Raw genomic sequence first — 20,941 nt, 5'->3', positions numbered from 1 at the left:
CTTCGCGCTGGAAGACCAGAAGGAAGGCATGGCCGCCTTTGCCGAAAAGCGCAAACCGACTTTCAAGAACCGCTGAGTTGCACCTTTTCGTCGACATCTCCAGCCACGGTTTCGGGCATCTGGCGATCACCGCGCCGGTGCTCGACGCCCTGGCCGACAGCGAACCGAATCTGCGCCTGACACTGCGCAGCGGCCTGTCCGAGGCCAAGCTGCGCGAACGCATCCGGGCGCCGTTCGAATGCATGCGAGGAAGCAGCGATTTCGGCTACGTGATGATCGACGCCACGCGTATCGACCGAACGGCCAGCGCGGTTGCCTATCGGGCGGCCCATGCCGATTGGGCAGGACGGGTGCGCACCGAAGCCAAGCTGCTATCCGGACTGCATCCCGATCTGATACTGACCAACGTCAGCTACCTGCCGCTCGCCGGTGCCGCCCTCGCCGGCATCCCGGCGATGAGCCTGTGCTCCCTGAACTGGGCGGACCTCTTTGACCATTTTTTTGCCGACGAGGACTGGGCTGCACCCATCCATGCCCAAATGCTGTCGGCCTATCGCGCGGCGCGCAGCTTCCTGCGGGTGACGCCCGGCATGCCGATGACACGACTGGGAAACACCCGGCCCATTGGCCCGATTGCCGCGCTGGGGCAGCAACACGATCTGGGGTTGGGCGGCGACAAGGCCGTGCTGGTCGCCATGGGTGGCATCGCTCACCATTTGCCGGCGGATCGCTGGCCACGCCTGCCCGGCGTCCGCTGGCTGGTCGCCACCGACTGGCAATGTGAGCATCCCGATGCCATCGCCTTCGAATCCTTGGGACTCGGTTTCGCCGACCTGTTGCGCTCGGTCGATGCAGTGATCACCAAGCCGGGTTACGGCACCTTCACCGAAGCGGCCTGCAACGGCACACCGGTACTCTACCAGCGTCGCGAGGACTGGCCGGAACAGGATTGCCTGATCGCCTGGCTGGAACAGAACGGCCGTTGCGGCGAAATCGGCGAGGAAGATTTGCGGTGCGGCACACTGGGCGAAGCTCTCGCCCGGCTCTGGCAATCGCCACGCTGCCCGCTGCCCGTACCGGACGGCGCCCGACAAGCGGCCGATTGGATCAGGACTGCTGGCAACCGGGCTTCCTGAGCAGTGCGCTGCTTGCGCGGTCACAAACCCACGACGCCGGTGCCTGCTCGGGGCTATCGATTGGCCTTCGCCTCCGCCTTTTGACGTAGCACACGATCCGTCACGTCCCTGGCCATGGCGACCGAGCCGACGACGCAGCCGCTTTCGTCGGTAACGAGGGCAAAGCTCATCTCGACGTAAAGGCAGGTGCCCGATTTATGGTCGGCGCGAGTCAGCGTCGGCTTGCCGTGCAGACGCGTGGCCCCTTGCGCGACTGCCGCGTGAAAACCGCGCCAGTGTGCCGCCCGCAGCGACTCCGGGATGATCAAGTCGAGGCTTTGTCCGATAGCCTCGAGACGCTCGTAGCCAAACAGGGCCGAGGCCGCCTTGTTCCAACGCTCGATGATGCCCTGGCGATTGGAATAGATCAGCGCGTCGGCGGCTTGCTCAAGTATCGATTCGGGAAGCGCGGCGCTGCGTTGCGGGTTTTCAGGCATGATCCGTACCATCGTGTTTGGCGTCTCGCGCCTGCTCCTGGCTCAGGTGCTCGTCCTTTTCCATCGGCGCGTTGTCGTCGACGATGCCCCAATCGCCCCATTGATACCAGTCCTCGCCGAGCAGCTCGGCGGGGTGCTGGGTACGGCCGGAGCCGTTGCCGCACTGCAGGGCATTCGCCGGGCAATATTTGTCGCACCCCCAGCAGGTCCGCTCCGGGTGTTTCGGATTCAGGGGAAACTTTTTCGCCATTTCGGCGGACTTGAAGAAACCGGGCTTGGTGGTCATTTTGCGACCTCAACGTCACTCCGGCCGACACCGGATATTAGTTGAGTATATTACTCCGGCTTTAAGCAGGCGGTTTAACGTGGATCAAAACCGCCCCAGTCACGCGACCGGCGAAATCAGAGCGGCCGGAATCCGAGCTTCTTGAGCAGTTCGCCGGTTTCGCACACCGGCAATCCCATGACCCCGGTGTAACTGCCGGACAGGTGCTCGACGAACATGCCGGCCCGGCCCTGAATACCGTAGGCACCGGCCTTGTCCATCGGCTCGCCGCTCATCACGTAATGACGGATTTCCTCGTCGTCGATTTCCCGGAACCGGACCTCGCTGCTCGACAGCACGTATTCCGTGTGCCCCATATGATTGATCGCCACCCCGGTCAGGACCCGGTGCGTATGTCCGGACAGGCTACGCAGGATCTGGCTGGCATCGGCCATGTCCGCAGGCTTGCCGATGATCTCGCCGCGAAACTCGAGGGTGGTGTCGGCCGCCAGTACCGGACGCATCGGCAAACGGCGCTCCTGAACGATTTTCAGGCCGTGCATCGCCTTGGCGCGGGCAATGCGTTCGACGTACACCACGGGGTCTTCGTTGAACAAGGGCGTTTCGTCGGTTTCGAGATCGGCCCGCATGCCGTCGCGGAAGACGACGGTATCGAAATCGATGCCGATCTGGTGCAGCAGTTCGCGGCGGCGGGGGCTACGTGAAGCAAGGTAGAGGCGCATCATCCCTCCCTGTGATACGGATGGTTCTTCAGGACGCTGACAGCGCGATAAAGCTGTTCGCACAAGAGCAGGCGGGCCATGCCGTGCGGCAGCGTCAAGCTCGACAGGCGCAGCCGGTCGTCGGCCTGCTGCTTGAATTCCTCGTCCAGACCATCGGCGCCGCCAATGAGCAGGGCGACGTCGCGCCCGTCCTGCATCCAGCCTTCGAGGCGCCTGGCCAGTTTCAGGGTGGTCAGGTCGTCGCCTTTCTCATCCAGGACGACAATGCGGCAGCTGCCCGGCAAGGCTTCGCGGATACGCGATTTTTCGGCTGTCAGCAGTTGTTCGCGGGTCTTCGAACCGCGCGGCTCGGGCTTGATTTCGCTCACGCTGGCCGGCAGTTCGCGCGGCATGCGCTTGAGGTACTCGGTGCAACCTTCGCTGACCCAGGCAGGCTGGCGATGGCCCACGGCGAGAATGGCCAGCTTCATTCGCCGGCGGCCTGCTCCGCCTGCTGCTTGCGACGCTGGGCCGGGGTGACCTGCCACAGTTCTTCAAGGTTGTAATACTGGCGGACCATGGGTTGCATGACATGGACGACGACGTCGCCGATGTCGACCAGTACCCATTCGCCGGCATCTTCGCCTTCGACCGAGACAATCTCCCCACCGGCTTCGCGCACCTTGTCCTGGACGTTACGCGCCAAGGCCTTGACCTGGCGGTTGGAGTCGCCGGTGGCGATGACCAGGCGATCGAACAGCGAGGTCAGCTTGGTGGTGTTGATGACTTCAATATCCTTGCCCTTGATGTCTTCGAGGGCGTTGACGACGATTTTTTGCAGCTTGCGGATGTCCATCAGGCGTTTCTGTAGAGAGAATGAAGTTGAATATAGTCGAGAACGTCGTCCGGCAGCAAATAACGGGCGGAAAGTCCGTTGGCCAGCAATTTGCGGATCTGGGTCGCCGAAATGGCCAGTTGCGTCATCGCGAAGGTGGCGATGCCGCCGGCTGGCGACGCCCGCAGCGCACCGACATCGGTCAGCCGACGATCGTTGAATTCGGTTGCCAGTTCGTGCGGCAGGCTGGCGGTTTCGACCGGAAAACCCGGCCGGTGCGAGACCGCGACATGGGCCAGCCCGAAAATGTCGCGCCAGCGGTGCCAGGTCGCCAATCCGGCGAAAGCATCGGCACCAACCAGCAGCACCAGTTGCTGTTGCTCGCCAAGTTCTGCCCGCAGGCGCTCCAGGGTATGCACGGTGTAACTCGGCGCGGCCGCTTCGACTTCGCCGGCATCGACCGAAAAGCGCGGATTGCCGGCCGTGGCGCAACGCACCATGGCCAGACGCTGGCTGGCCGTCACCTGCGGCGTGCCGCGATGCGGCGGTTGGCCGGCCGGAATCCAGCGCACGCCCCCCAGTGCCAGATGGGCGATGGCCTCTTCGGCCAGGCGCAGGTGGCCGTAATGGACGGGGTCGAAAGTCCCCCCGAACAGGCCCAGAGGCTCAGACAATTTCGGAGATACCGAAGATGTCGCGGTAGCTGGCATAGAAGCTGGCGAAAACGGTCGGTGCGACAACCAGTACCATCGGCAGCGTCAGGATGGCCGTTGCCAGATTGGCCGCGCCGGGCATGAGCAGAAGCAGGATGCCGAGCAGCAGGCCAGGCAGGACGCCGACCACGACGAGCAGAGCGATTCCGTAGGTCAGGAAGGGCCGCCAGTTCATCCAGCAGGCCATGAAGCTGAAAAACAGCGCCCGACCCACGCTGAGGCGATGCCAGGCAGCGAGCACCGGCGCGAACCACCAGGCCATGAGTACGGGAACCATCAGCATCATGACGAACATGGCCGACAGCAAAAAGTCGGAATCCTCGACTGCCGCACGTTCTGCGCGGTTGCTGGCAAGCATGAACTGCATCAGTTCGCCGCCGTCGAGCAAGGACGACAGGCCGAGCACGCCGAGCGTAGCGCACAGGTAGAGCGCACCGAGCGCGACGAGCGTGCGTCCGTTGTCCTTCAAGCTGCCGAACAAGGTCTGCAGGCCGATCGGCTGGCCGCGTTCCAGATTGCGCGCGGCCTGCATCAGGCCGACCGACAGGCCGGGAATGGCGAGCGACGCCATCAGCACGCCGACGACAGGCACGACATTCAGGAACAGCACGGTGAACCAGTAGGTGACGACCAGCATGCCGAGCATGACGGGGTTGCGCCGGAAGATGGCGAACCCGCCCATGAGCCATTGCCAGCCGGCGGCCGGTGGAAGTGTTTGAGCCCTCACTGTCAGCTACCCATGAAAATGTCGCGATAGGACGCGTAGACCGCGCCGGAGAACACCGGCAACAGCAGCAACAAGCCCATGCCGACCGGCAACATGGCGAAAAACAGGGCGACAACCAGGAATACGCCGAAGATGCACATCGGTAACCAGTTCCTGGCGCCAGCCGTAAAGCTGGCCTTCATGGCATCCAGGGGCTTCATGTCGTGGAAAAGCACCAGCACCGGGGCATACCAGGTAGCCATGATCACCGGAATCGACAGTATGAGCACGAGCAGACCGGCCAGCATCACGCCGCCGAGGGCAATGCCGAAACCCGCCACCTTGCCGGTGATTACGCCACCCAGCACACCGCCGCTGACGAGCAGGAAGGCGATGAAGGCAATGCCGAAAATGCCCGCCGCAAAGAAGACGCCGACCATGACCAGATCCCCCGCACCATGCCGGAAACCGGCGAACAGATCGGCGATCTCGGGCTCGTTGTTGTCGGCGATACGGCGGCAGATACGGAACATGCCGGCCCCGAACAGCGGCACCAGCAGGTGAGCGGCGATCTGCCCGAACAGGGGAACGATGGAAATGGCCATCAGGATGACCAGCAACAAGACGGTGGTGCCGATCCAGATGCCGGGATTGACCAAGAACATGGCCCAGCCCTGGCGCAGCCAGTCGAAGCAGGCGCCGGGATCGACCTCGCGGCTGTCACCGGTAAACGGGGCAGGCGCCATCGGAAATGCAGGAGTTTCGTTCATGCGCGGATGCTAACGGGGGAGCGCGGCCGGAGCAAGGCGAAAAGACGTCAAAAGCCGACGAAAATCGTCAGGATTCTTGATCGTTACCACGTCGCCCTGGCGCGGTCGGTGCCGCACCTCCAGACGCAGCAGCCAGAAGCGCAGCGCGGCCGCCCGCCGCATGGCCGGCCAGGCTTGCCGTTCCGCCTCCAGCAGCGGACGAACGCCGGCATAACCTTCGACCAGAGCGACCAGCGCCGCATCGTCGGCGCACCAGTCGTTGGCAACAACCGCCAGATCGAACAGCCAGGCATCCTCGCCGGCAAAGTAGAAATCCAGCACGCCGCTCAGCTGCCCGGAGGCATCCCACAACACATTGTCGCGGAAAAGGTCGGCATGGATCACGCCACGCGGCAGCGCCGACCAATCCTGCGCCGACTGGAAGGCCAGTTCATCGGCCAGCATGAGGCGCTCTTCCGCGTCGACGAGCGGCAGCAGGCTTTCGCCCACGTGTCGACGCCAGGCCGCACCGCAGGGATTGGGCAGGGAATCGGGCATCTCGGCGGCGGCCAGGTGCAGACGCGCCAGCAAGGCGCCGACCACCCGGCATTGCTCGACGCTCACCTGCTCGACTGCCGCACCCGGCAAACAGGTCAGCAGGGCTGCAGGCTTGCCGGCCAGCAGGCGCCAGCGTCGGCCCTGGTTGTCCGCCACCGGCCGGGGACAGGGCAGGCCGCTGCTAGCCAGGCGGTCTTGCAGGGCAAGGTAAAAATCGAGGGCTGCCGGTTCGAGGTGTTCGAACAAGGTGAGCACGAATCGACCGCGCGCGGTCGTCACGAAATAATTCGAGTTCTGCATGCCGGCAGCGATGCCAGCGTGGTCGATCAATTCACCCAGCCCGAGCGGCTGGAGCCAGGCGGCGAGTTCGGTCCGCCCGACCGTTGTATAGACGGACAAGACTTACCAGCTATGAATAACCCACATCGGCGGTCTGGTCGGATGCTGGTCGGGGCCGACATCCACCAGTACGCCGTCGCCCTGGCGATCGACCAGGTAGTAGGGTTTGCCGACGGACGGGGTGACCTTGACCATGTACAGCTTGCCCTTGATACGGAATTCCTCGCGGGTTTCCGTTTCTTTCTTGACGATGGTGACCTGCGGCTCGAGGGCTTCGTCAAAGGCTTCCATGCCGGGCGGCGGAGGCGGAACGGCGGGCAGCGGCTGGAGGTCGCCCTTCTGCGCCCAGACAGGCAATGCGGCAAGCAGCAGGATGGGGAGAAGACGGCGCATGATGAATTCCTCGATGGCAATGCTTCGATTTTACAGGTTGAGCAGCATCTCGTGTTCGTTGGGCAGCGGGCCGAAGGGTCGGGCCTCGTAATGCTTGAAGATCGCCTCGACAACCTTCTCCGGCTCATCGATCAGCTGGATCAGGTTCATGTCCTCGGCATCGACCATGCCCTCGGCGACCAATTTGTCCTTGAACCAATCGATCATGCCGCCCCAGAACTCGGAACAGACCAGAATCAACGGAATCTTGCGCGCCTTGCCGGTCTGGATCAGCGTCAGCGCCTCCATCAATTCGTCGAGCGTGCCGAAGCCGCCCGGCATCACCACATAGGCGCTGGCGAAGCGGACGAACATGTACTTGCGGGCGAAGAAGTGGCGGAAAGTCTGCGAGATGTCCTGATAAGGATTGGACTTCTGCTCATGCGGCAACTGGATGTTGAGACCGACCGACGGCGACTTGCCGAAGAAGGCCCCCTTGTTGGCCGCTTCCATGATGCCCGGCCCACCGCCGGAGATGACCGAGAAGCCGGAATCCGACAACAGACGGGACAATTGCTCGGTCAGCATGTAGTACTTCGACTCGGGGCGGACACGTGCCGAACCGAACAGGGTCACGGCCGGCTTGATCGCCGCCAGACGTTCGGTCGCCTCGACGAACTCTGACATAATGCCAAAAATCCGCCAGGATTCACGGGCCGTCGTATTTTTCAACAGGGCCTCGGTCTCCACACCCATCACCAGCTTATCGCTCTCGGTCACTTTATGCCTCTCTTGTTGTTGGTGGACGGTTCGTCCTATCTCTATCGAGCTTTCCACGCCCTGCCCGACCTACGCAACAAGGCCGGCGAGCCGACAGGCGCCATCTACGGCGTCCTGAACATGCTACGTCGTCTGGAAAGCGACTACAAGGCGGACTACAAGGCCGTTGTCTTCGACCCCAAGGGCAAGACCTTCCGCGACGACTGGTATCCCGAGTACAAGGCGCACCGTCCGCCGATGCCCGACGACCTGCGCGCCCAGATCGAGCCGATCAATGCCGCCATCCGCGCCGCGGGCTGGCCGGTGCTGACCATCGACGGCGTCGAGGCCGACGACGTGATCGGCACACTGGCCACCCAGGCCGCCGCGGCGGACATCGAGACCCTGATCTCGACCGGTGACAAGGATTTGACCCAGTTGGTGAGCCCAAAGATCCGCTGGTTCAACACGATGAGCAACGAATTGCTGGATGAAGCCGGCGTCGAGGCCAAGTTCGGCGTACCGCCGAAGCGCATCATCGACTACCTGGCACTGGTCGGCGACACGGTCGACGGCGTGCCCGGCGTGCAGAAATGCGGCCCGAAGACGGCCGTCAAATGGCTGACCCAGTTCGGATCGCTGGACAACATCGTGGCCAATGCGGCCGACATCGGCGGCGTGGTCGGTCAGAACCTGCGCGACCATCTCGGCTTCCTGCCGCTGGGCAAGAAGCTGGTCACGGTCGTCTGCGACCTGCCCGACCTGCCGGCCCCCGCCACGCTGACGGCGACCCCGCCCGACACCGCGATGTTGCGCGAACTGTACACCCGCTACCAGTTCCGTACCTGGCTGACCGAGATCGACGGTCCCGGGGCAGCCGCCGGCGTCCCTGCGCAAACGGTCGGCATCGCGGACGCCCCGCCCCCGGCCGAAAAGATCGCCGTTCATTACGACACGGTGCTGACCTGGGCGCAGTTCGACGCATGGCTGGCGAAAATTGAAGTCGCTCCGCTGACCGCCCTCGACACCGAAACCAACAGCCTCGACTCGTTCGAGGCGCGCATTGTCGGCATTTCGCTGTCGGTAAAGCCCGGCGAAGCCTGCTACATTCCGCTCGCCCACACCGCCCCCGGCGTCGCCGACCAGTTGCCGCGCGACAAGGTTCTCGAAAAACTGAAGCCCTGGCTTGAATCAGCCGAGCGCAAGAAAGTCCTGCAGAACGCCAAGTACGACCAGCACGTCTTCGCCAACCACGGCATCACGCTGGCCGGCATTGCCCACGACACCATGCTGCAAAGCTACGTCATCGAGTCCGACAAGGGCCACGACCTCGGCCAGCTGTGCAGCCGCCACCTCGGTCTGGAAACCATCGCCTACGAAGACCTGTGCGGCAAGGGTGCCAAGCAGATCACCTTCGATCAGGTCGACATCGAACGCGCCGCGACCTACGCCGCCGAGGATGCCGACGTGACGCTGCGCGTCCATGAGGCGCTGCATCCGCAATTCGCCAGCGAACCGGGCCTCAGCCGCATCTACCACGACATCGAGATGCCGGCCCGCCAGGTCATCTGGCAGATCGAGCGTAACGGTATCCTGATCGATCCCGACCTGCTGTCGCGGCAAAGCCACGAGATGGGCCAGAAGATCATGGCGCTGGAAACCCAGGCCTACGAACTGGCCGGCCAGCCCTTCAACCTGGCCTCGCCCAAGCAGCTGGGTGACATCCTGTTCAACAAGCTCGGCCTGCCGGTCAAGAAGAAGACCGCGACCGGCGGCCCCTCGACCGACGAGGAAGTGCTCACCGAACTGGCGCTCGATTACCCGCTGCCCAGGCTGCTGCTCGAACACCGCAGCCTGTCCAAGCTGAAAGGCACCTACACCGACAAGCTGCCGCGCATGCTCAATGCGCAGACCGGAAGAGTGCATACTCACTTCTCGCAAGCGGCCGTAGTAACCGGGCGCCTCGCCTCCAGCGACCCCAACCTTCAGAACATCCCGGTACGTACCGAGGAGGGCCGGCGCATCCGCACCGCCTTCATCGCGCCGGCCGGCAGCAGCATCGTCTCGGCTGACTATTCGCAGATCGAACTGCGCATCATGGCCCACCTGTCGGGCGACGAGCGCTTGCGCGACGCTTTCGCTCACGGCGAGGACGTGCACCGGGCGACGGCTGCCGAGATCTTCGGCGTCACGCCGCTCGAAGTCGGCCCCGACCAGCGTCGCGTCGCCAAGAGCATCAACTTCGGCCTGATCTACGGCATGAGCGCCTTCGGCCTCGCCCGCCAGCTCGGACTGGAACGCAGCGCGGCGCAGACCTACATCGACCGCTACTTCGCCCGCTATCCCGGCGTCGCCCAGTACATGGAAGAAGCCCGTCAGACGGCACGCGACAAGGGCTACGTCGAAACCGCCTTCGGCCGCCGCCTATGGTTCCCGGAAATCCGCTCCAGCCAGGCGATGCGCCGCCAGGGCGCCGAGCGCGCAGCGATCAACGCACCGATGCAGGGTACCGCGGCCGACCTGATCAAGCTGGCGATGGTTGCGGTACAGAACTGGCTGGAAAAAACCGGCATGCAATCAAGGCTGGTGCTGCAGGTGCACGACGAACTGTTGCTCGAAGTGCCGGATGTCGAATTGATAGACGTTCGTACCCACCTGCCCAAGCTGATGAGCCAGGTTGCCGAACTAAAGGTGCCGCTGGTCGTCGAGGTCGGTGTCGGACCGAACTGGGAGGCAGCGCACTAGGCGCCTTCGAGTTCCCGTACCGCCGACTCGACCTGATCGACGCTGATATCGGCCACGGCGAAGGTCGTTGGCTGCAAAAGCACATGCCGGGCGCCCCACGGGTACCAGCGGGTGCGCTTGGCTTCGGAATTCTCGAACAGCGCCGCTGTCTTCAGGTTGAGCGCGGCCGCCAGATGCATGGCACCGCCATCGGCACCGACGAAGCCGTCGCACAGCGAGAGCGCGGCGACGAGCTCTTCCAGACGTTCCGTCACCACCGGCACCGCTCCCTTGTCGTGGCAGGCGGCCAGTACCTGTGCCGCCTTTTCGTCATCCCCCGGGTGCGCCGGATGATCGGCCGGCCCGGGCGACCAGAACAACGCGAACCCGCGTTCCGGCGAGGCCAGGCGCTCGATGAGCTCGATGTATTTCTCGGCCGGCCAGCGCCGACTCTTCTCTCGGGCACTCAGATGAATGGCCCAGATTTTCCGACCGGCCAGTTCGGCCAGTTTCGGACGCATGGCAGCAACCACGTCTGCCACCGGCGTCAGCTGTAATGGACCGAGCGCTGGTTCGATACCCAGCGGGGCCAGCAGCTTGCCGACCGCCTCGACCTCATGGAAAGGCGCCCCCGGCTTGTCGGCGATAATCCGTCGGGCGCCGACCAGCTTGGCGTAGCGGTCGCCCCCCGGCGAGGCGACGATGGCCACATCGATGCCCTTGCGACGCAGCTTCCACAACAGCCCGGCCGTCTCCAGCCAGATCGCCAGCTTGCTCTCGCCCGGACCGCGATGCTTGGCCTTGCGATAGGCAAATACGTCGTTCACATCCGGATTGCCGCGCATCACTGCGACGTTGTATTGATTGACCAGCACACCGATCCACGCATCGGGCATGGCCTTGCGCAGGGCCGCCAGCATCGGCGTCGTACACACCAGATCGCCGATGTTGTCGCGGCGGATGACCAGAATATTCATTTGCTCTCCCCGGCAGCGGCAGATTGTTCGCTCAACGTCAGGCCAATCAGGATACCGACCAGCGCGCAAGCCATATTGGCCAGCCCACCGACCCAGAAGCCGTTGGCAAAATTGCTCAGCAGGTAGGCGAGCAAGGTCGTCAGGATCACCACCCGCAAACGCTGATGTTCGAGCGGTCCGCGCACGATTCCTTTCAGTCCCTGCCAGAAGACGGCCAGCCAGAAGGCGAGCACCAGCAGCAAGCCGGGAATACCGATCTCGAAGGCGACCTGCAGGAAATAGTTGTGCGGATTGACCTTGCCGTAGCTGGCAGCTGTCTCTTCGCCGAGGAAATAAGCCGACTTGCCCGGGTCCGTGGCTTTCCAGCGCTCAGCATAGCCACCATCGTTGATCGCCCAGGCCAGCTTCTTCCAGCCATAGCCATAACCAAGCACCGGCCGTGCCTCGATCAGTTCGATCACGCCGGACCATACGTCGAGGCGCAGGCTCAAGCCCTGGTTGGTGACATAGGTATCGGCCTCGGCGAGTGAGCGGTATTTTTCGAGGTAGCCGAGATTGCTCTGCGTAGCCACCCAGCCGACACCCAAGGCCATGAGCAGGAAGGCGACAGCGAGCGCCTTCCAGGCACGCAGCAGCCCGAACAGCACAATGACCGCGATAGCAACCACCAACAGCGGGCTGCGCGAACCGTACAGGCCGGTCAGCACCACACCGAGCAGGCAGAGAACGCCGAGCAGTACGCGCTGCCGAATGCCGCTGGCAGTCGATACCGCAAAAGCGATGATCAGCGGCAGGCAAAAACTGGCCATCGTCGCGTAACCGCCCCAAAAGGACTTGTGGGAACGGGGAATCTGCCCTTCGCTCAAAGCATGATCTCGCAGATACGAGGCAACCTCGACGGCGGACAGCAAACTGACCGCGGCGAAGCCGGCCATGATCATCCACAAGGCTGTTCGCGCCTGTTTCGGGCCGGTCACCAGCAAGCTGCCGACCAGCAGCAACTCTGCCTGCAGCAGCAGGTCGCGCGGCAAGGCATGCAGACTGTCGGCGGGATAGGGGCTGGCCGCCGACACGGCGACGCACCAGACGACAATAGCCAGTGCCAGGCCCAGGACGATGTTGCGACTGCTCAGGCGCTGGCGTACTTCGGCGCGTAGGGCAAGCGGGAGCGCTGCGATCAGCAGGCCGACCATCATCAGGTACTTTACGGCCACGAATTTTTCGAAAGGCTGGATGAAAAGAAGCACCCACCACAGGCCCAGGGTCAGTTGCACCAGCCGGTCCGGCTTGCCCGTCAGCGCTGCGTCGTTCATTGCCCCCGCTCCATCTTTTCAAGCACCGCTTTCAGTGCCAATCCATTCAGCCTGGCATCGTAGTGGGTTCGCGCATGCGTCAGGCAATGCTGCCCCAGTTCGGCAGCCAACGCTTTTGAGGCGTGGATCGCCCGCAGCTTGGCCGCCAGATCCCGGAAATCGCCGGGCGTAAAAATCAGTTCGTCACGCTCGCCGACCACCTCGGGCAGCCCTCCCACGCGCGACACCACCGTCGGCAACCCGCAAGCCATCGCCTCGGCAACGACGAAACCGAACTGTTCGGCCAGGTTGATCGCCGGTAGTGCCGGCAGCACAAAGGCGTCGGACTGGGCATAGATATCGGGCAGGGCATCGTATTTCAGGAAACCGGTGAATTTCACCCTGTCCTTGATGCCCAGCAGTTCGGCCGCTTGCTCCAGGCCTTCGCGCTGCGCCCCCTGGCCGACGAAAGTCAGCTCCAGGTTGGGAATTTCCGACAGGAGTTCCTTCGCTGCATAGAGCAAGGTATAGCAGCCCTTCCAGCTCACCAGCTTGCCGACGAACAGGATGCGGAAAACATCATCCTGTTTCGCTTGTGGACGGGGCTGGAAGATTTCGGTATCGACCCCCGGATAAACGTGGACGATCTTTTCCTCGGGAATGCCTTCCAGCAACAGCACGCGGCGGCAGGTATCGGTAATCGCCACGAACAGGTCGACGTGCGGAAACGCCGCTTGGCGAATGGCCAGCGAGCGCGGGTCGAACATGTCGACGAAAGGAATGGTGAAGGGAATCCAGTACACCAGCTTGAACTTGTGCCCTTTTGCCTTCAGCGAAGCCAGCGTATGCAAGGAGCGGTCGGAACCGGTGAGCGCGACATCGAACTCGCCGCTGGCCGCCGAACGCTCGACTTCCTGATAGAAGAAATCGCGTTTCTTGTCGTTGTCGTTTTCCTTCAGGCGGCGCCAGGCCTTGAACGGCGCCTTCAGGTAATCGCGCAGTTGCTGCTTCTTGGTCAGCAGATGCACCCGGTGCGGCGTGATGTTGAGGCCGGACTTGTTCTTTTCCGACAGAAAAAAGGTCGTATCGGGAATCGAATCGAAGAGCTGGGCGAAGTAACGCCCGACGCCATAATCCTTGAAGACGGCAAGTTTCATTGTCGACACTCGGCAACGGAATATTGGGAAGCCAGGATCGCCTCGACCGATTCGACAACGGTCGGAATGGGCAAGTTGGCAATGCAAGCCCGCGTTCCCAGATGGCAGGCATAAGGGGCATCGAAGGCATGCGAACAGGGAGCACAGGGCTCGGCGCTGCGGATCACCACCGCCTGGCGACCGATCGGCTGCTGGTCTTGGTGGTCGGCCGGCCCCATGAAATCGACGACCGGCACGCCGAGCGCGTCGGCCATGTAGGTAGCGCCGGAATCGACGCCGACGAAGCAATCAAGGGCGCCCAGCAGGATGGGCAATTCGTCGAGCGCCCATTGTCCGGTGGTATCGACGACACGATCTGGCGGCAGGCTGACGCGGAGGACTTCGGCCGCCGCCTTGTCGGCATCGGTGCCAACCAGGACCAGTGTCGCCGCCGTGCGACTGACGATCTGGCTGGCCAGCGCTTCAACTTGCGCCTTGTCGAGCGCCTTCATGCGATTGCCAGCCCCCAATCCGAAGCCCACCACCGGTCGGTGCAGGAGCGGTTGGAGCGCGGCGAATTTCGTCTGTCCACTCACGGCGCCCTGAGTTTCGTTGGGCAGTGCAAGGAGCTGTTCATCCACACGGATATCCAGCCCGCCCAAAGCCCGCAGGGCCGTTTCGCGGAACATCTGCCCGGCCCGGTGCGGTTCCCCATGGGTCAGGAAAGGCCAGGCGAGACAGGCACTACCCTGCCGACGGTCGGCCAGCACCGAGACACGCTGCGGCACGCCCGCCCAGAACGATACCAACAGGTTGGTTAGGTTGGGGCTCAGAATCAACACACCATCGTAGCCCTCGGCCAGCTGGTCGAGCAGCCAGCGCTTGCCAGCCCAGCCCTTGAAGCCATGCTTGGGCAAGGTCACGATGCGGTCGATGCTATCCAGCTGACGCGCCAGCGGCACATTCACCGGGTGCAACAGGGCAACGATTTGGGTCCCGGGAAGGCGGCTGCGCAAGGCCCGGAAAACCGGCGTCGTCGCCACGAAATCACCGATCTTGGCGGTCTGGATGACCAGGATGCGATTCGTCCGCTTCGCGCTACGCAATGCTGCCCGCAGCCACAGTAGCGGTGCCAGCAACCAGGTCAGCAGCAGGTAGATCACGGCACCGCCTCGTCAAGCACCTGCATGACACCGGCGACATAGGCTTCGATCGAATAGCGTTCGGCCACCCGCCGGCGCCCGGCATCACCCATATTGCCGCGCAGATCGGCATCGTTCAACAGTCGGCGCAGCGACGCCGTCAGCGCCGCCACATCGCCATAGGCATAGAGCAGGCCGGTTTCCTCGTGCACCACCAGTTCGCGGGTGCCGGTCACATCGGAACCGACCACCGGTTTGCTCGCCAGCATCGCTTCGAGCACCACACGCGGCAAGCCTTCCTTGCTCGAACACAGGACGCAGACATCCATCGCCTGCACCCAGGCCAGCGGCGCCGACTGGAAACCAACAAAACTGACCTGATCGACCAGCCCAAGACGGCTCACCGCACTTTCCAGCTCCGCCCGCTGCGGCCCTTCGCCGAGAATCAGGCAGGTCACCGCCAGCCCTTCGGCCTTCAGGTTGGCCACGGCCTGCAGCAGGTGCGTGACACCCTTGCGCGCCGTCAGCTGGCCGACCGTCCCGATGACCAGTTCTTTGGCCGTCGGAGGCAGTTCGACCGGCGGCGGCAGCGCGATACGGCTGTCGATGGCGTTGTAGACCACGCGCAGCCGATTCTCCGCGACACGCTGGGCTGCCAGCACGTCGGCCACGCCTTGCGACACGCAGATGATGCGTGTCGCGGTGCGATTGACCACTGCTGCCTCGTTGGCCTGCAGGGTCGGTTCGATGCGGCAGTGCTGGACGACCGGCAGGCCGACCGCCTCGGCGGCGAGATAGCCTTCGAGGTTCGACGACGGCTGGTTGTTCATGTACAGCAGGTCGTAAGCCCTCTCTTCCAGCAGCAGTTTCAAGGCAGCGACACGCGGCTTGATGCGCCATTGCATCTCGATGGCCAGCACCGCCCGTTTCTTCAGCCGGCCGGACCACGACAGCAGACCACGCGCCACTTCCTTGGCCAGCTTGGCCCATAGTGGTTGCTTGCGGATTGGCAACAGGATCAGCGGAATGCCGATATCGGCCAGTTCCTCGGACAGCAGACGGCCACTCTGGCCTTTCTTGTAGTCCTTGTAGAAGCAGCAGGTCACATCGAAGCGCGACCGATCGATGCGCTTCAGCAACTCGAACATGCTGTTGGTGCCACCGCCCCACTCGTTGCCGGTGTCGAGCAACAGAACACGTTTCGGTGTGCTCATGGCCGCCCCCGGCTGAGGATGGCATCGACCGCCGCTACCACTTCATCGACTGCGATATTGTCCATGCAGATCGGCTCGGCGTAGGGGCAGTTCTTCGAGTAGCAAGGATTGCAAGTCCGCCACTTGCGGATGATCACGTGCTTGTCGAGATCGTAGCCGGGGCCGGAGCGCGCCGGATCGGAGACCGCGAACAGCGCAACAACCGGCGTATCGACCGTTACCGCCAGATGCATCGGCCCGGTATCGCCGGTCACCAGCAGGCTGGCGCGGCGCAGCAAGTCGGGCAAGGCGATCAGCGGCAACTGCCCGGCCGAAGCCCAGGCCCGCGTTCCGCCGGCAAGCGGTGCGGCGGCTTCGATACCGGCGGCGACCTCCTGGCACAGCGCCGCTTCGGCCGGCGAACCGGTCACCACGAAACGCAGGTCCGGCCGCGCCTTGACCATCTCGGCAGCCGCCGCAATGAAGCGCGAGCGCGGCCAGCGCCGGCTCATCGTCGAGGCGCCAGGCTGGAAGGCGACGATGATCGAATCCTGCCAGCCGCGCTCGGCCAGCGCCTTATCCAGCGCCACCCGGCCTTCGGCATGAGCCGGTACGGTCATGTGGCGGTCAAATTCGCCACCAGCACCCGCCAGCTTGGCGACCGCCAGACGTTGATCGATGCCATGCCCGAGATCATCCCAGCCAAACACCGGCTCATGGTTGCTGAGCAGGAAGTTCCAGCGGTTGTTGTTGGGCAGTTTGAAAATGTGACGGGCACCGGACAGGTAGGCCAGCGGCGTCGCCTGCGGTTCGTTGCCATGCAGGATGACCGCCAGATCAAATCCCGTGAGTTGGCTGGCGACGCGGCGAAAGCCCCGCCATTTGCCGTCGTAAGGAATCAACTCGTCCACGTCGGCCAGACCGGTGAAGAGCTGTTGCAACGACGGATGCACGAGTAGCGTAATCTGCGCTTGCGGGTAGGTCTGGCGCAGTGCCCGCAAGCCCGGCGTGGACAGCAGCGTGTCACCCAGCGCCGTGCAGGAAATGGCCAGGATGCGCCGGATGGCCGGCGTGCCCAATTCACTGGCTGGACGTGGGCGACGGTCGAGCGCCCGCTTCAGGCGCAGCCAGCGATACAGCAGCGGTTCGCGCAAGCGCAGACGCATCAGCGACCCTTCCCGCCCGACTTCAACCCGAGGTAGAGCGCCGACAGCAGCGGCCGTCCGTAGAGCCCCATGCGCCCCCCGAACCATTTGGCCGGCTTGTCCTTGATGACCAGACGCGGGATGCGCCCCGGATCGACTTCGCGGCGCACGACGCCATGCTCGGTGGTGTACAAATGAGTGAAACCGGCGGCCCGCGCCACGCGCTGGTAGGCGGCGTCGTAGTAGCCCTGCGGCCAGCACAGATGGGGGCTATCGCTGCCAAGCCGCGTTTTCAGCGTGGCGCGTGAAGCGGCGAGATCGTCGGCCAGCGCCTGGTCGCGCTCGGCCTGATCGGCGATCTGGCGATCCCAGCGGGTATGGGTGTGGGTGTGCGAATGGAAATCGAAAGTACCGGCATCACGCATGGCCAGAACCTCCGACCAGCGCAGGAAAGCCTCATCCAGCTTGCCATCGGCGGCGGCGGCCATTGCCTGGGCATGGGTTGGCACATCCGGCACGCTGGGCTGGCCGACATGCGGACGAACCTCGCCCTCCCCCATCCAGCCGGTAATCAGGAACAAGGTGGCGCGCTGGCCGAATTCCTTGAGCACCGGATGGGCATAGACCCAGTTGTCGAGGTAGCCATCGTCGAAGGTGATCAGCACGCTTTTCTTCGGCACCTTGCCGGTCGCCAGAATCTGCGTGAATTCGTCCGTAGACAGGGTCTTCCAGCCATTCTCCGCCAGCCACTGCATGTGGGCGCGGAAGTGCTCCGGCGAGCAGGTCACCAGCCCGGGTTTCGGACTGATGTGGTGATACATCAGCACGGGCAGCGGCTGCCCGAAACTCATTGCGCCTCCAGCAGGCGTTCGTACAAGGCTTCCATGCCCTCCGCCATCACTTCGCGGGAGAACTTGCGGCGCACGAACTCGGTGGCATTGGCACCCATCGATTGACGCAGCACCGGGTCAGCGAGCAGTCGGCTGATCGGCTCGATCAATGCCTTGCCGTCATGGGGAGGAACAAGATAGCCCGTCTTGCCTTCGAGGATCACTTCCGGCACCCCGTCAACATGGGTCGCCACCGCCGGCAGGCCCATCGCACCGGCCTCAATGAAGGCGGTGCCGAGGGCTTCCTGATGCGTCGGCAAGACGAAGACATCGAGCGAGGCGAGCACGTTGGTGACGTCGCGACGCAGGCCGAGCAGGTGAATGCGTTCTTCCAGCCCGTCGACTGCAATGCGTGCCTTCAGGTTGTCGGTCTGCGGGCCGTCGCCGGCAAAAACGAAATGGGCATTCGGAAAGCGTTTCAGCACTTCCGGCGCCGCATCGAGAATGTCGGCGTGACCCTTCTTGGCGCGCAGGATAGCGACGGTGCCGACGAGCAGCGTCTCGGCCGGCAGACCCAGTTCCTCGCGCAGATTGCCCTGCACGGTGGCGCGGTCGTAGCGCGAGAAATCGACCCCAGTCGGGATGGTGGTGATGCCGTCGCGCGGCACGCCGGCCTCGACCAGATAGTTCTCGACGAACTTGCTGACCGTCACGACATGATCGGGCAGCACGCTGTAGGTGAATTTCGACGTGATGGGCAGTGCCAGGTGGCGGGTGCGGACGATGGCCGGGCGATTGATCATCGTCCGGGCGGCCATGCCGGCCAGCTGGGTATCACGGCCGCTGTGGGTATTCACGACATCGGCGTTGAAGTGCTTGATCACCGAGCGCAGACGGACGATTGCCGGCAGGTCGATGGCGCCGCGCATGTCAACGACGAAAGTCTCGAATCCCGCTTCCTGAGCGCGATCCAGGATGCGCGCTCCGGGCCGGCCGACGACGGCCAGCGTGTGGCCCCGGTCGCGCATGGTGACCAGTTCGTTCATCGTCCGGTTTTCCTGGCCGCCCCAGCCCTTCGACGACTCGGTATGCAGGATGCGCATCAGACAGCGACCTCTTCCGCCTTCTGCATGCGATACAGGCGGGCGTACAGACCGTCGTGGGCAAGCAGTTCGGCGTGCGAGCCCTCTTCCTGCTTGTGGCCGTGGGCCAGCGCGATGATGCGGTCGGCACGTTCGATGGTCGACAGGCGGTGGGCGATGACCAGCGTGCTGCGCCCCTTCATCAGCTCGTCGAGGGCGGCCTGCACATGGCGCTCGGATTCGGTGTCGAGCGCCGACGTCGCCTCGTCGAGGATCAGGATCGGTGCGTCCTTGAGGATGGCGCGAGCGATGGCCAGACGCTGCCGCTGGCCACCGGACAGCTTGACGCCGTTCTCGCCGATCATCGTGTTCAAGCCATCGGGCAAGGCTTCGATGAATTCCAGCGCATGCGCCGCCTTGGCCGCGGCGCGGATTTCTTCGGGGGTCGCGTCGCGCTTCCCGCCATAGGCGATGTTGGCGCCGATGGTGTCGTTGAACAGCACGACGTCCTGGCTGACCAGCGCGATGTTGGCGCGCAGGCTGTTCAGGCGGATGTTGGGCAGGGCATGGCCGTCGACGCGGATCTCGCCGGAATCGAGCGCATAGAAGCGCGGCAGCAGGTTGGCCGCCGTGGTCTTGCCGCTGCCCGACGGGCCGACCAGCGCCACGCATTCGCCGGGGCGCAGGGTCAACGACACCCCCTCCAGCGCCGGGCGCTCGGCGCCCGGGTAGGTGAAGGTCACCTTGTCGAATTCGACCAGACCCTGGGCACGGCCAAGGTCTTCCTTGCCGTTGTCCGGCTCGGCATCCTCGTCAATCAGCGAGAAAACGCTTTCCGCCGCCGCCAGACCGCGCTGGATCGGCGCATTGACGTCGGTGACCCGCTTCAGCGGCGCCATGATCATCAGCATCGCAGTGACGAAGGAGACAAAGCTGCCGACCGTCGTCTGGTCATTCGATGCCTGCTTGAGGGCAACGCCCATGATGACCGCCACGCCGGTCGCCGCGAAGAACTGGACCAGCGGCGACTGCGCGGCCGATGCCATGGTCGCCCGCATGGCCAGGCGGCGCTGCTCGCGCACCGACTTGTAGAAGCGGTCTTCCTCGTACTTCTGGCCGCCGAAAATCTTTACCACCTTGTGCCCCTCGATGGTCTCCTGCAGCACCTGCGTGATCTTGCCCATCGACTCCTGCTGGCCGCGCGCCACGCTGCGCAAGCGCTTGCTGAAGACCCGCACGACGATGGCGATGAAGGGCACGACACTCAAGGTAATCAGGGTCAATTGCCAGTTCAGCCAAAGCAGCCAGATCAGCAGGCCAATGATGGACAGCGAATCCTTGATCAGCGAGGTCAGCGCATTGGTCGCCGCCCCGGCGACGCCGGTCACGTCGTAGGCGATGCGCGACATCAGGCGACCGGACAGGTTGTCGCTGTAGTAGCGGGTCGGCAGGCGCACCATGCGGGCGAACATGGCCTGGCGCAACTCGGCCACGACGTTGCTCGACACCCAGCTCATCAGGTAATCGCCAAGGAAACCGAAGATGGCCCGGACAAGGAAGATGCCCATGATCGCCAGCGGGTAGAACAGCCAGTCCCACGGGCCGTTGGCCTTGGAAAAACCGTCGTCGAGCAGCGATTTCATGATCGCCGGAAAGACCGGTTCCGCCAGCGAGGAAAGCCCCATGCACGCCAGCGCGGCAAGGAAGGCCTTCCAGTAGGGGCGGACATAGGTCAGCAGCCGGAGGTACAGCTCGCGGCTGGTCATGTCAGCAGACATGCAAATCCTTGA

The 20,941-nt window shown here is 63.8% G+C and carries 22 protein-coding genes; 2 read left to right on the top strand and 20 right to left on the bottom strand.

Going from position 1 to position 20,941, the window contains the following annotated elements; genetic code table 11:
- Nucleotides 1-77: 77 nt before the first annotated feature.
- Nucleotides 78-1,136, top strand: coding sequence for a hypothetical protein (locus tag F1002_RS08760; protein ID WP_150428625.1), 1,059 nt, complete (start codon nucleotides 78-80; stop codon nucleotides 1,134-1,136).
- Nucleotides 1,137-1,189: 53 nt separating this feature from the next.
- Here F1002_RS08760 and F1002_RS08755 read toward each other — a convergent pair whose 3' ends face one another.
- The 11 genes from F1002_RS08755 to F1002_RS08705 form a co-directional block, all read right to left on the bottom strand.
- Nucleotides 1,190-1,612, bottom strand: coding sequence for a PAS domain S-box protein (locus F1002_RS08755; protein ID WP_150428624.1), 423 nt, complete (start codon nucleotides 1,610-1,612; stop codon nucleotides 1,190-1,192).
- A complete protein-coding gene (locus F1002_RS08750; RefSeq protein WP_150428666.1) occupies nucleotides 1,605-1,862 on the bottom strand; it encodes a DUF3079 domain-containing protein in 258 nt (85 codons plus the stop codon). Before F1002_RS08750 ends, F1002_RS08755 begins: the two co-directional genes overlap by 8 nt.
- Nucleotides 1,863-2,014: 152 nt before the next feature.
- Complete coding sequence (locus F1002_RS08745; protein ID WP_150428623.1) at nucleotides 2,015-2,620, bottom strand: nucleoside triphosphate pyrophosphatase; 606 nt, start codon at nucleotides 2,618-2,620, stop codon at nucleotides 2,015-2,017.
- Entirely contained in the window at nucleotides 2,620-3,090 is a 471-nt protein-coding gene (gene rlmH, locus F1002_RS08740; RefSeq protein ID WP_150428622.1) for a 23S rRNA (pseudouridine(1915)-N(3))-methyltransferase RlmH, read from the bottom strand. Before rlmH ends, F1002_RS08745 begins: the two co-directional genes overlap by 1 nt.
- Nucleotides 3,087-3,455: a ribosome silencing factor gene (rsfS, locus tag F1002_RS08735; RefSeq protein ID WP_150428621.1), complete on the bottom strand. Its 369-nt coding sequence runs from the start codon at nucleotides 3,453-3,455 to the stop codon at nucleotides 3,087-3,089. Before rsfS ends, rlmH begins: the two co-directional genes overlap by 4 nt.
- Entirely contained in the window at nucleotides 3,455-4,144 is a 690-nt protein-coding gene (gene nadD, locus F1002_RS08730; RefSeq protein ID WP_191090344.1) for a nicotinate-nucleotide adenylyltransferase, read from the bottom strand. Before nadD ends, rsfS begins: the two co-directional genes overlap by 1 nt.
- A complete protein-coding gene (locus F1002_RS08725) occupies nucleotides 4,101-4,829 on the bottom strand; it encodes a BPSS1780 family membrane protein (protein ID WP_223879509.1) in 729 nt (242 codons plus the stop codon). The genes nadD and F1002_RS08725 overlap by 44 nt, the downstream gene beginning before the upstream one ends.
- 47 nt (nucleotides 4,830-4,876) lie before the next feature.
- Complete coding sequence (locus F1002_RS08720; RefSeq protein WP_150428618.1) at nucleotides 4,877-5,623, bottom strand: BPSS1780 family membrane protein; 747 nt, start codon at nucleotides 5,621-5,623, stop codon at nucleotides 4,877-4,879.
- A gap of 9 nt (nucleotides 5,624-5,632) precedes the next feature.
- Complete coding sequence (locus tag F1002_RS08715) at nucleotides 5,633-6,559, bottom strand: homoserine kinase (protein WP_150428617.1); 927 nt, start codon at nucleotides 6,557-6,559, stop codon at nucleotides 5,633-5,635.
- Between the two features lie 3 nt (nucleotides 6,560-6,562).
- Nucleotides 6,563-6,892, bottom strand: a complete 330-nt coding sequence (locus F1002_RS08710; protein ID WP_150428616.1) for a DUF2782 domain-containing protein — start codon at nucleotides 6,890-6,892, stop codon at nucleotides 6,563-6,565.
- 30 nt (nucleotides 6,893-6,922) lie between these two features.
- Complete coding sequence (locus F1002_RS08705) at nucleotides 6,923-7,651, bottom strand: TIGR00730 family Rossman fold protein (protein WP_370452132.1); 729 nt, start codon at nucleotides 7,649-7,651, stop codon at nucleotides 6,923-6,925.
- Nucleotides 7,652-7,654: 3 nt separating this feature from the next.
- On the opposite strand from F1002_RS08705, the gene polA reads away from it, so the two are divergent.
- On the top strand, nucleotides 7,655-10,375 hold the full coding sequence (polA, locus tag F1002_RS08700) for a DNA polymerase I (RefSeq protein WP_150428615.1): 2,721 nt from the start codon (nucleotides 7,655-7,657) through the stop codon (nucleotides 10,373-10,375).
- Here polA and F1002_RS08695 read toward each other — a convergent pair.
- The 9 genes from F1002_RS08695 to msbA are packed head-to-tail and all read right to left on the bottom strand — an operon-like array spanning nucleotide 10,372 to nucleotide 20,929.
- Complete coding sequence (locus F1002_RS08695; RefSeq protein WP_150428614.1) at nucleotides 10,372-11,331, bottom strand: glycosyltransferase family 9 protein; 960 nt, start codon at nucleotides 11,329-11,331, stop codon at nucleotides 10,372-10,374. The two genes, polA and F1002_RS08695, sit on opposite strands and share 4 nt — an antisense overlap.
- Complete coding sequence (locus F1002_RS08690; RefSeq protein WP_150428613.1) at nucleotides 11,328-12,644, bottom strand: O-antigen ligase; 1,317 nt, start codon at nucleotides 12,642-12,644, stop codon at nucleotides 11,328-11,330. Before F1002_RS08690 ends, F1002_RS08695 begins: the two co-directional genes overlap by 4 nt.
- Complete coding sequence (locus tag F1002_RS08685) at nucleotides 12,641-13,780, bottom strand: glycosyltransferase family 4 protein (RefSeq protein ID WP_150428612.1); 1,140 nt, start codon at nucleotides 13,778-13,780, stop codon at nucleotides 12,641-12,643. The genes F1002_RS08690 and F1002_RS08685 overlap by 4 nt, the downstream gene beginning before the upstream one ends.
- Complete coding sequence (locus F1002_RS08680) at nucleotides 13,777-14,922, bottom strand: glycosyltransferase family 9 protein (protein WP_150428611.1); 1,146 nt, start codon at nucleotides 14,920-14,922, stop codon at nucleotides 13,777-13,779. Before F1002_RS08680 ends, F1002_RS08685 begins: the two co-directional genes overlap by 4 nt.
- On the bottom strand, nucleotides 14,919-16,115 hold the full coding sequence (locus F1002_RS08675) for a glycosyltransferase (protein ID WP_150428610.1): 1,197 nt from the start codon (nucleotides 16,113-16,115) through the stop codon (nucleotides 14,919-14,921). The genes F1002_RS08680 and F1002_RS08675 overlap by 4 nt, the downstream gene beginning before the upstream one ends.
- Nucleotides 16,112-17,260, bottom strand: a complete 1,149-nt coding sequence (locus F1002_RS08670; RefSeq protein ID WP_150428609.1) for a glycosyltransferase family 9 protein — start codon at nucleotides 17,258-17,260, stop codon at nucleotides 16,112-16,114. Before F1002_RS08670 ends, F1002_RS08675 begins: the two co-directional genes overlap by 4 nt.
- On the bottom strand, nucleotides 17,260-18,090 hold the full coding sequence (locus tag F1002_RS08665; RefSeq protein ID WP_150428608.1) for a polysaccharide deacetylase family protein: 831 nt from the start codon (nucleotides 18,088-18,090) through the stop codon (nucleotides 17,260-17,262). The genes F1002_RS08670 and F1002_RS08665 overlap by 1 nt, the downstream gene beginning before the upstream one ends.
- The gene (locus F1002_RS08660) at nucleotides 18,087-19,172 is read right to left on the bottom strand and encodes a glycosyltransferase family 4 protein (protein ID WP_150428607.1); all 1,086 of its coding nucleotides are present in this window, start codon (nucleotides 19,170-19,172) and stop codon (nucleotides 18,087-18,089) included. The genes F1002_RS08665 and F1002_RS08660 overlap by 4 nt, the downstream gene beginning before the upstream one ends.
- The gene (gene msbA / locus F1002_RS08655; protein WP_150428606.1) at nucleotides 19,172-20,929 is read right to left on the bottom strand and encodes a lipid A export permease/ATP-binding protein MsbA; all 1,758 of its coding nucleotides are present in this window, start codon (nucleotides 20,927-20,929) and stop codon (nucleotides 19,172-19,174) included. The genes F1002_RS08660 and msbA overlap by 1 nt, the downstream gene beginning before the upstream one ends.
- Nucleotides 20,930-20,941: the final 12 nt, after the last annotated feature.

Source organism: Dechloromonas sp. CZR5 (assembly GCF_008711155.1).
In the GTDB taxonomy this organism is placed as follows: domain Bacteria; phylum Pseudomonadota; class Gammaproteobacteria; order Burkholderiales; family Rhodocyclaceae; genus Azonexus.
This window is presented reverse-complemented; position numbering and strand designations above follow the sequence as displayed.

What these genes read in the sequence shown, in the direction of transcription:
- F1002_RS08725 (WP_223879509.1), bottom strand. Translation starts at nt 4,829, where the DNA reads ATGGGCGGGTTCGCCATCTTCCGGCGCAACCCCGTCATGCTCGGCATG.
- polA (WP_150428615.1), top strand. Translation starts at nt 7,655, where the DNA reads ATGCCTCTCTTGTTGTTGGTGGACGGTTCGTCCTATCTCTATCGAGCT.
- F1002_RS08745 (WP_150428623.1), bottom strand. Translation starts at nt 2,620, where the DNA reads ATGCGCCTCTACCTTGCTTCACGTAGCCCCCGCCGCCGCGAACTGCTG.
- F1002_RS08755 (WP_150428624.1), bottom strand. Translation starts at nt 1,612, where the DNA reads ATGCCTGAAAACCCGCAACGCAGCGCCGCGCTTCCCGAATCGATACTT.
- F1002_RS08710 (WP_150428616.1), bottom strand. Translation starts at nt 6,892, where the DNA reads ATGCGCCGTCTTCTCCCCATCCTGCTGCTTGCCGCATTGCCTGTCTGG.
- F1002_RS08670 (WP_150428609.1), bottom strand. Translation starts at nt 17,260, where the DNA reads ATGCGTCTGCGCTTGCGCGAACCGCTGCTGTATCGCTGGCTGCGCCTG.
- F1002_RS08675 (WP_150428610.1), bottom strand. Translation starts at nt 16,115, where the DNA reads ATGAGCACACCGAAACGTGTTCTGTTGCTCGACACCGGCAACGAGTGG.
- rlmH (WP_150428622.1), bottom strand. Translation starts at nt 3,090, where the DNA reads ATGAAGCTGGCCATTCTCGCCGTGGGCCATCGCCAGCCTGCCTGGGTC.
- F1002_RS08750 (WP_150428666.1), bottom strand. Translation starts at nt 1,862, where the DNA reads ATGGCGAAAAAGTTTCCCCTGAATCCGAAACACCCGGAGCGGACCTGC.
- msbA (WP_150428606.1), bottom strand. Translation starts at nt 20,929, where the DNA reads ATGTCTGCTGACATGACCAGCCGCGAGCTGTACCTCCGGCTGCTGACC.
- nadD (WP_191090344.1), bottom strand. Translation starts at nt 4,144, where the DNA reads ATGCCAGCTACCGCGACATCTTCGGTATCTCCGAAATTGTCTGAGCCT.
- F1002_RS08690 (WP_150428613.1), bottom strand. Translation starts at nt 12,644, where the DNA reads ATGAACGACGCAGCGCTGACGGGCAAGCCGGACCGGCTGGTGCAACTG.
- F1002_RS08665 (WP_150428608.1), bottom strand. Translation starts at nt 18,090, where the DNA reads ATGAGTTTCGGGCAGCCGCTGCCCGTGCTGATGTATCACCACATCAGT.
- F1002_RS08720 (WP_150428618.1), bottom strand. Translation starts at nt 5,623, where the DNA reads ATGAACGAAACTCCTGCATTTCCGATGGCGCCTGCCCCGTTTACCGGT.
- F1002_RS08695 (WP_150428614.1), bottom strand. Translation starts at nt 11,331, where the DNA reads ATGAATATTCTGGTCATCCGCCGCGACAACATCGGCGATCTGGTGTGT.
- F1002_RS08660 (WP_150428607.1), bottom strand. Translation starts at nt 19,172, where the DNA reads ATGCGCATCCTGCATACCGAGTCGTCGAAGGGCTGGGGCGGCCAGGAA.
- rsfS (WP_150428621.1), bottom strand. Translation starts at nt 3,455, where the DNA reads ATGGACATCCGCAAGCTGCAAAAAATCGTCGTCAACGCCCTCGAAGAC.
- F1002_RS08685 (WP_150428612.1), bottom strand. Translation starts at nt 13,780, where the DNA reads ATGAAACTTGCCGTCTTCAAGGATTATGGCGTCGGGCGTTACTTCGCC.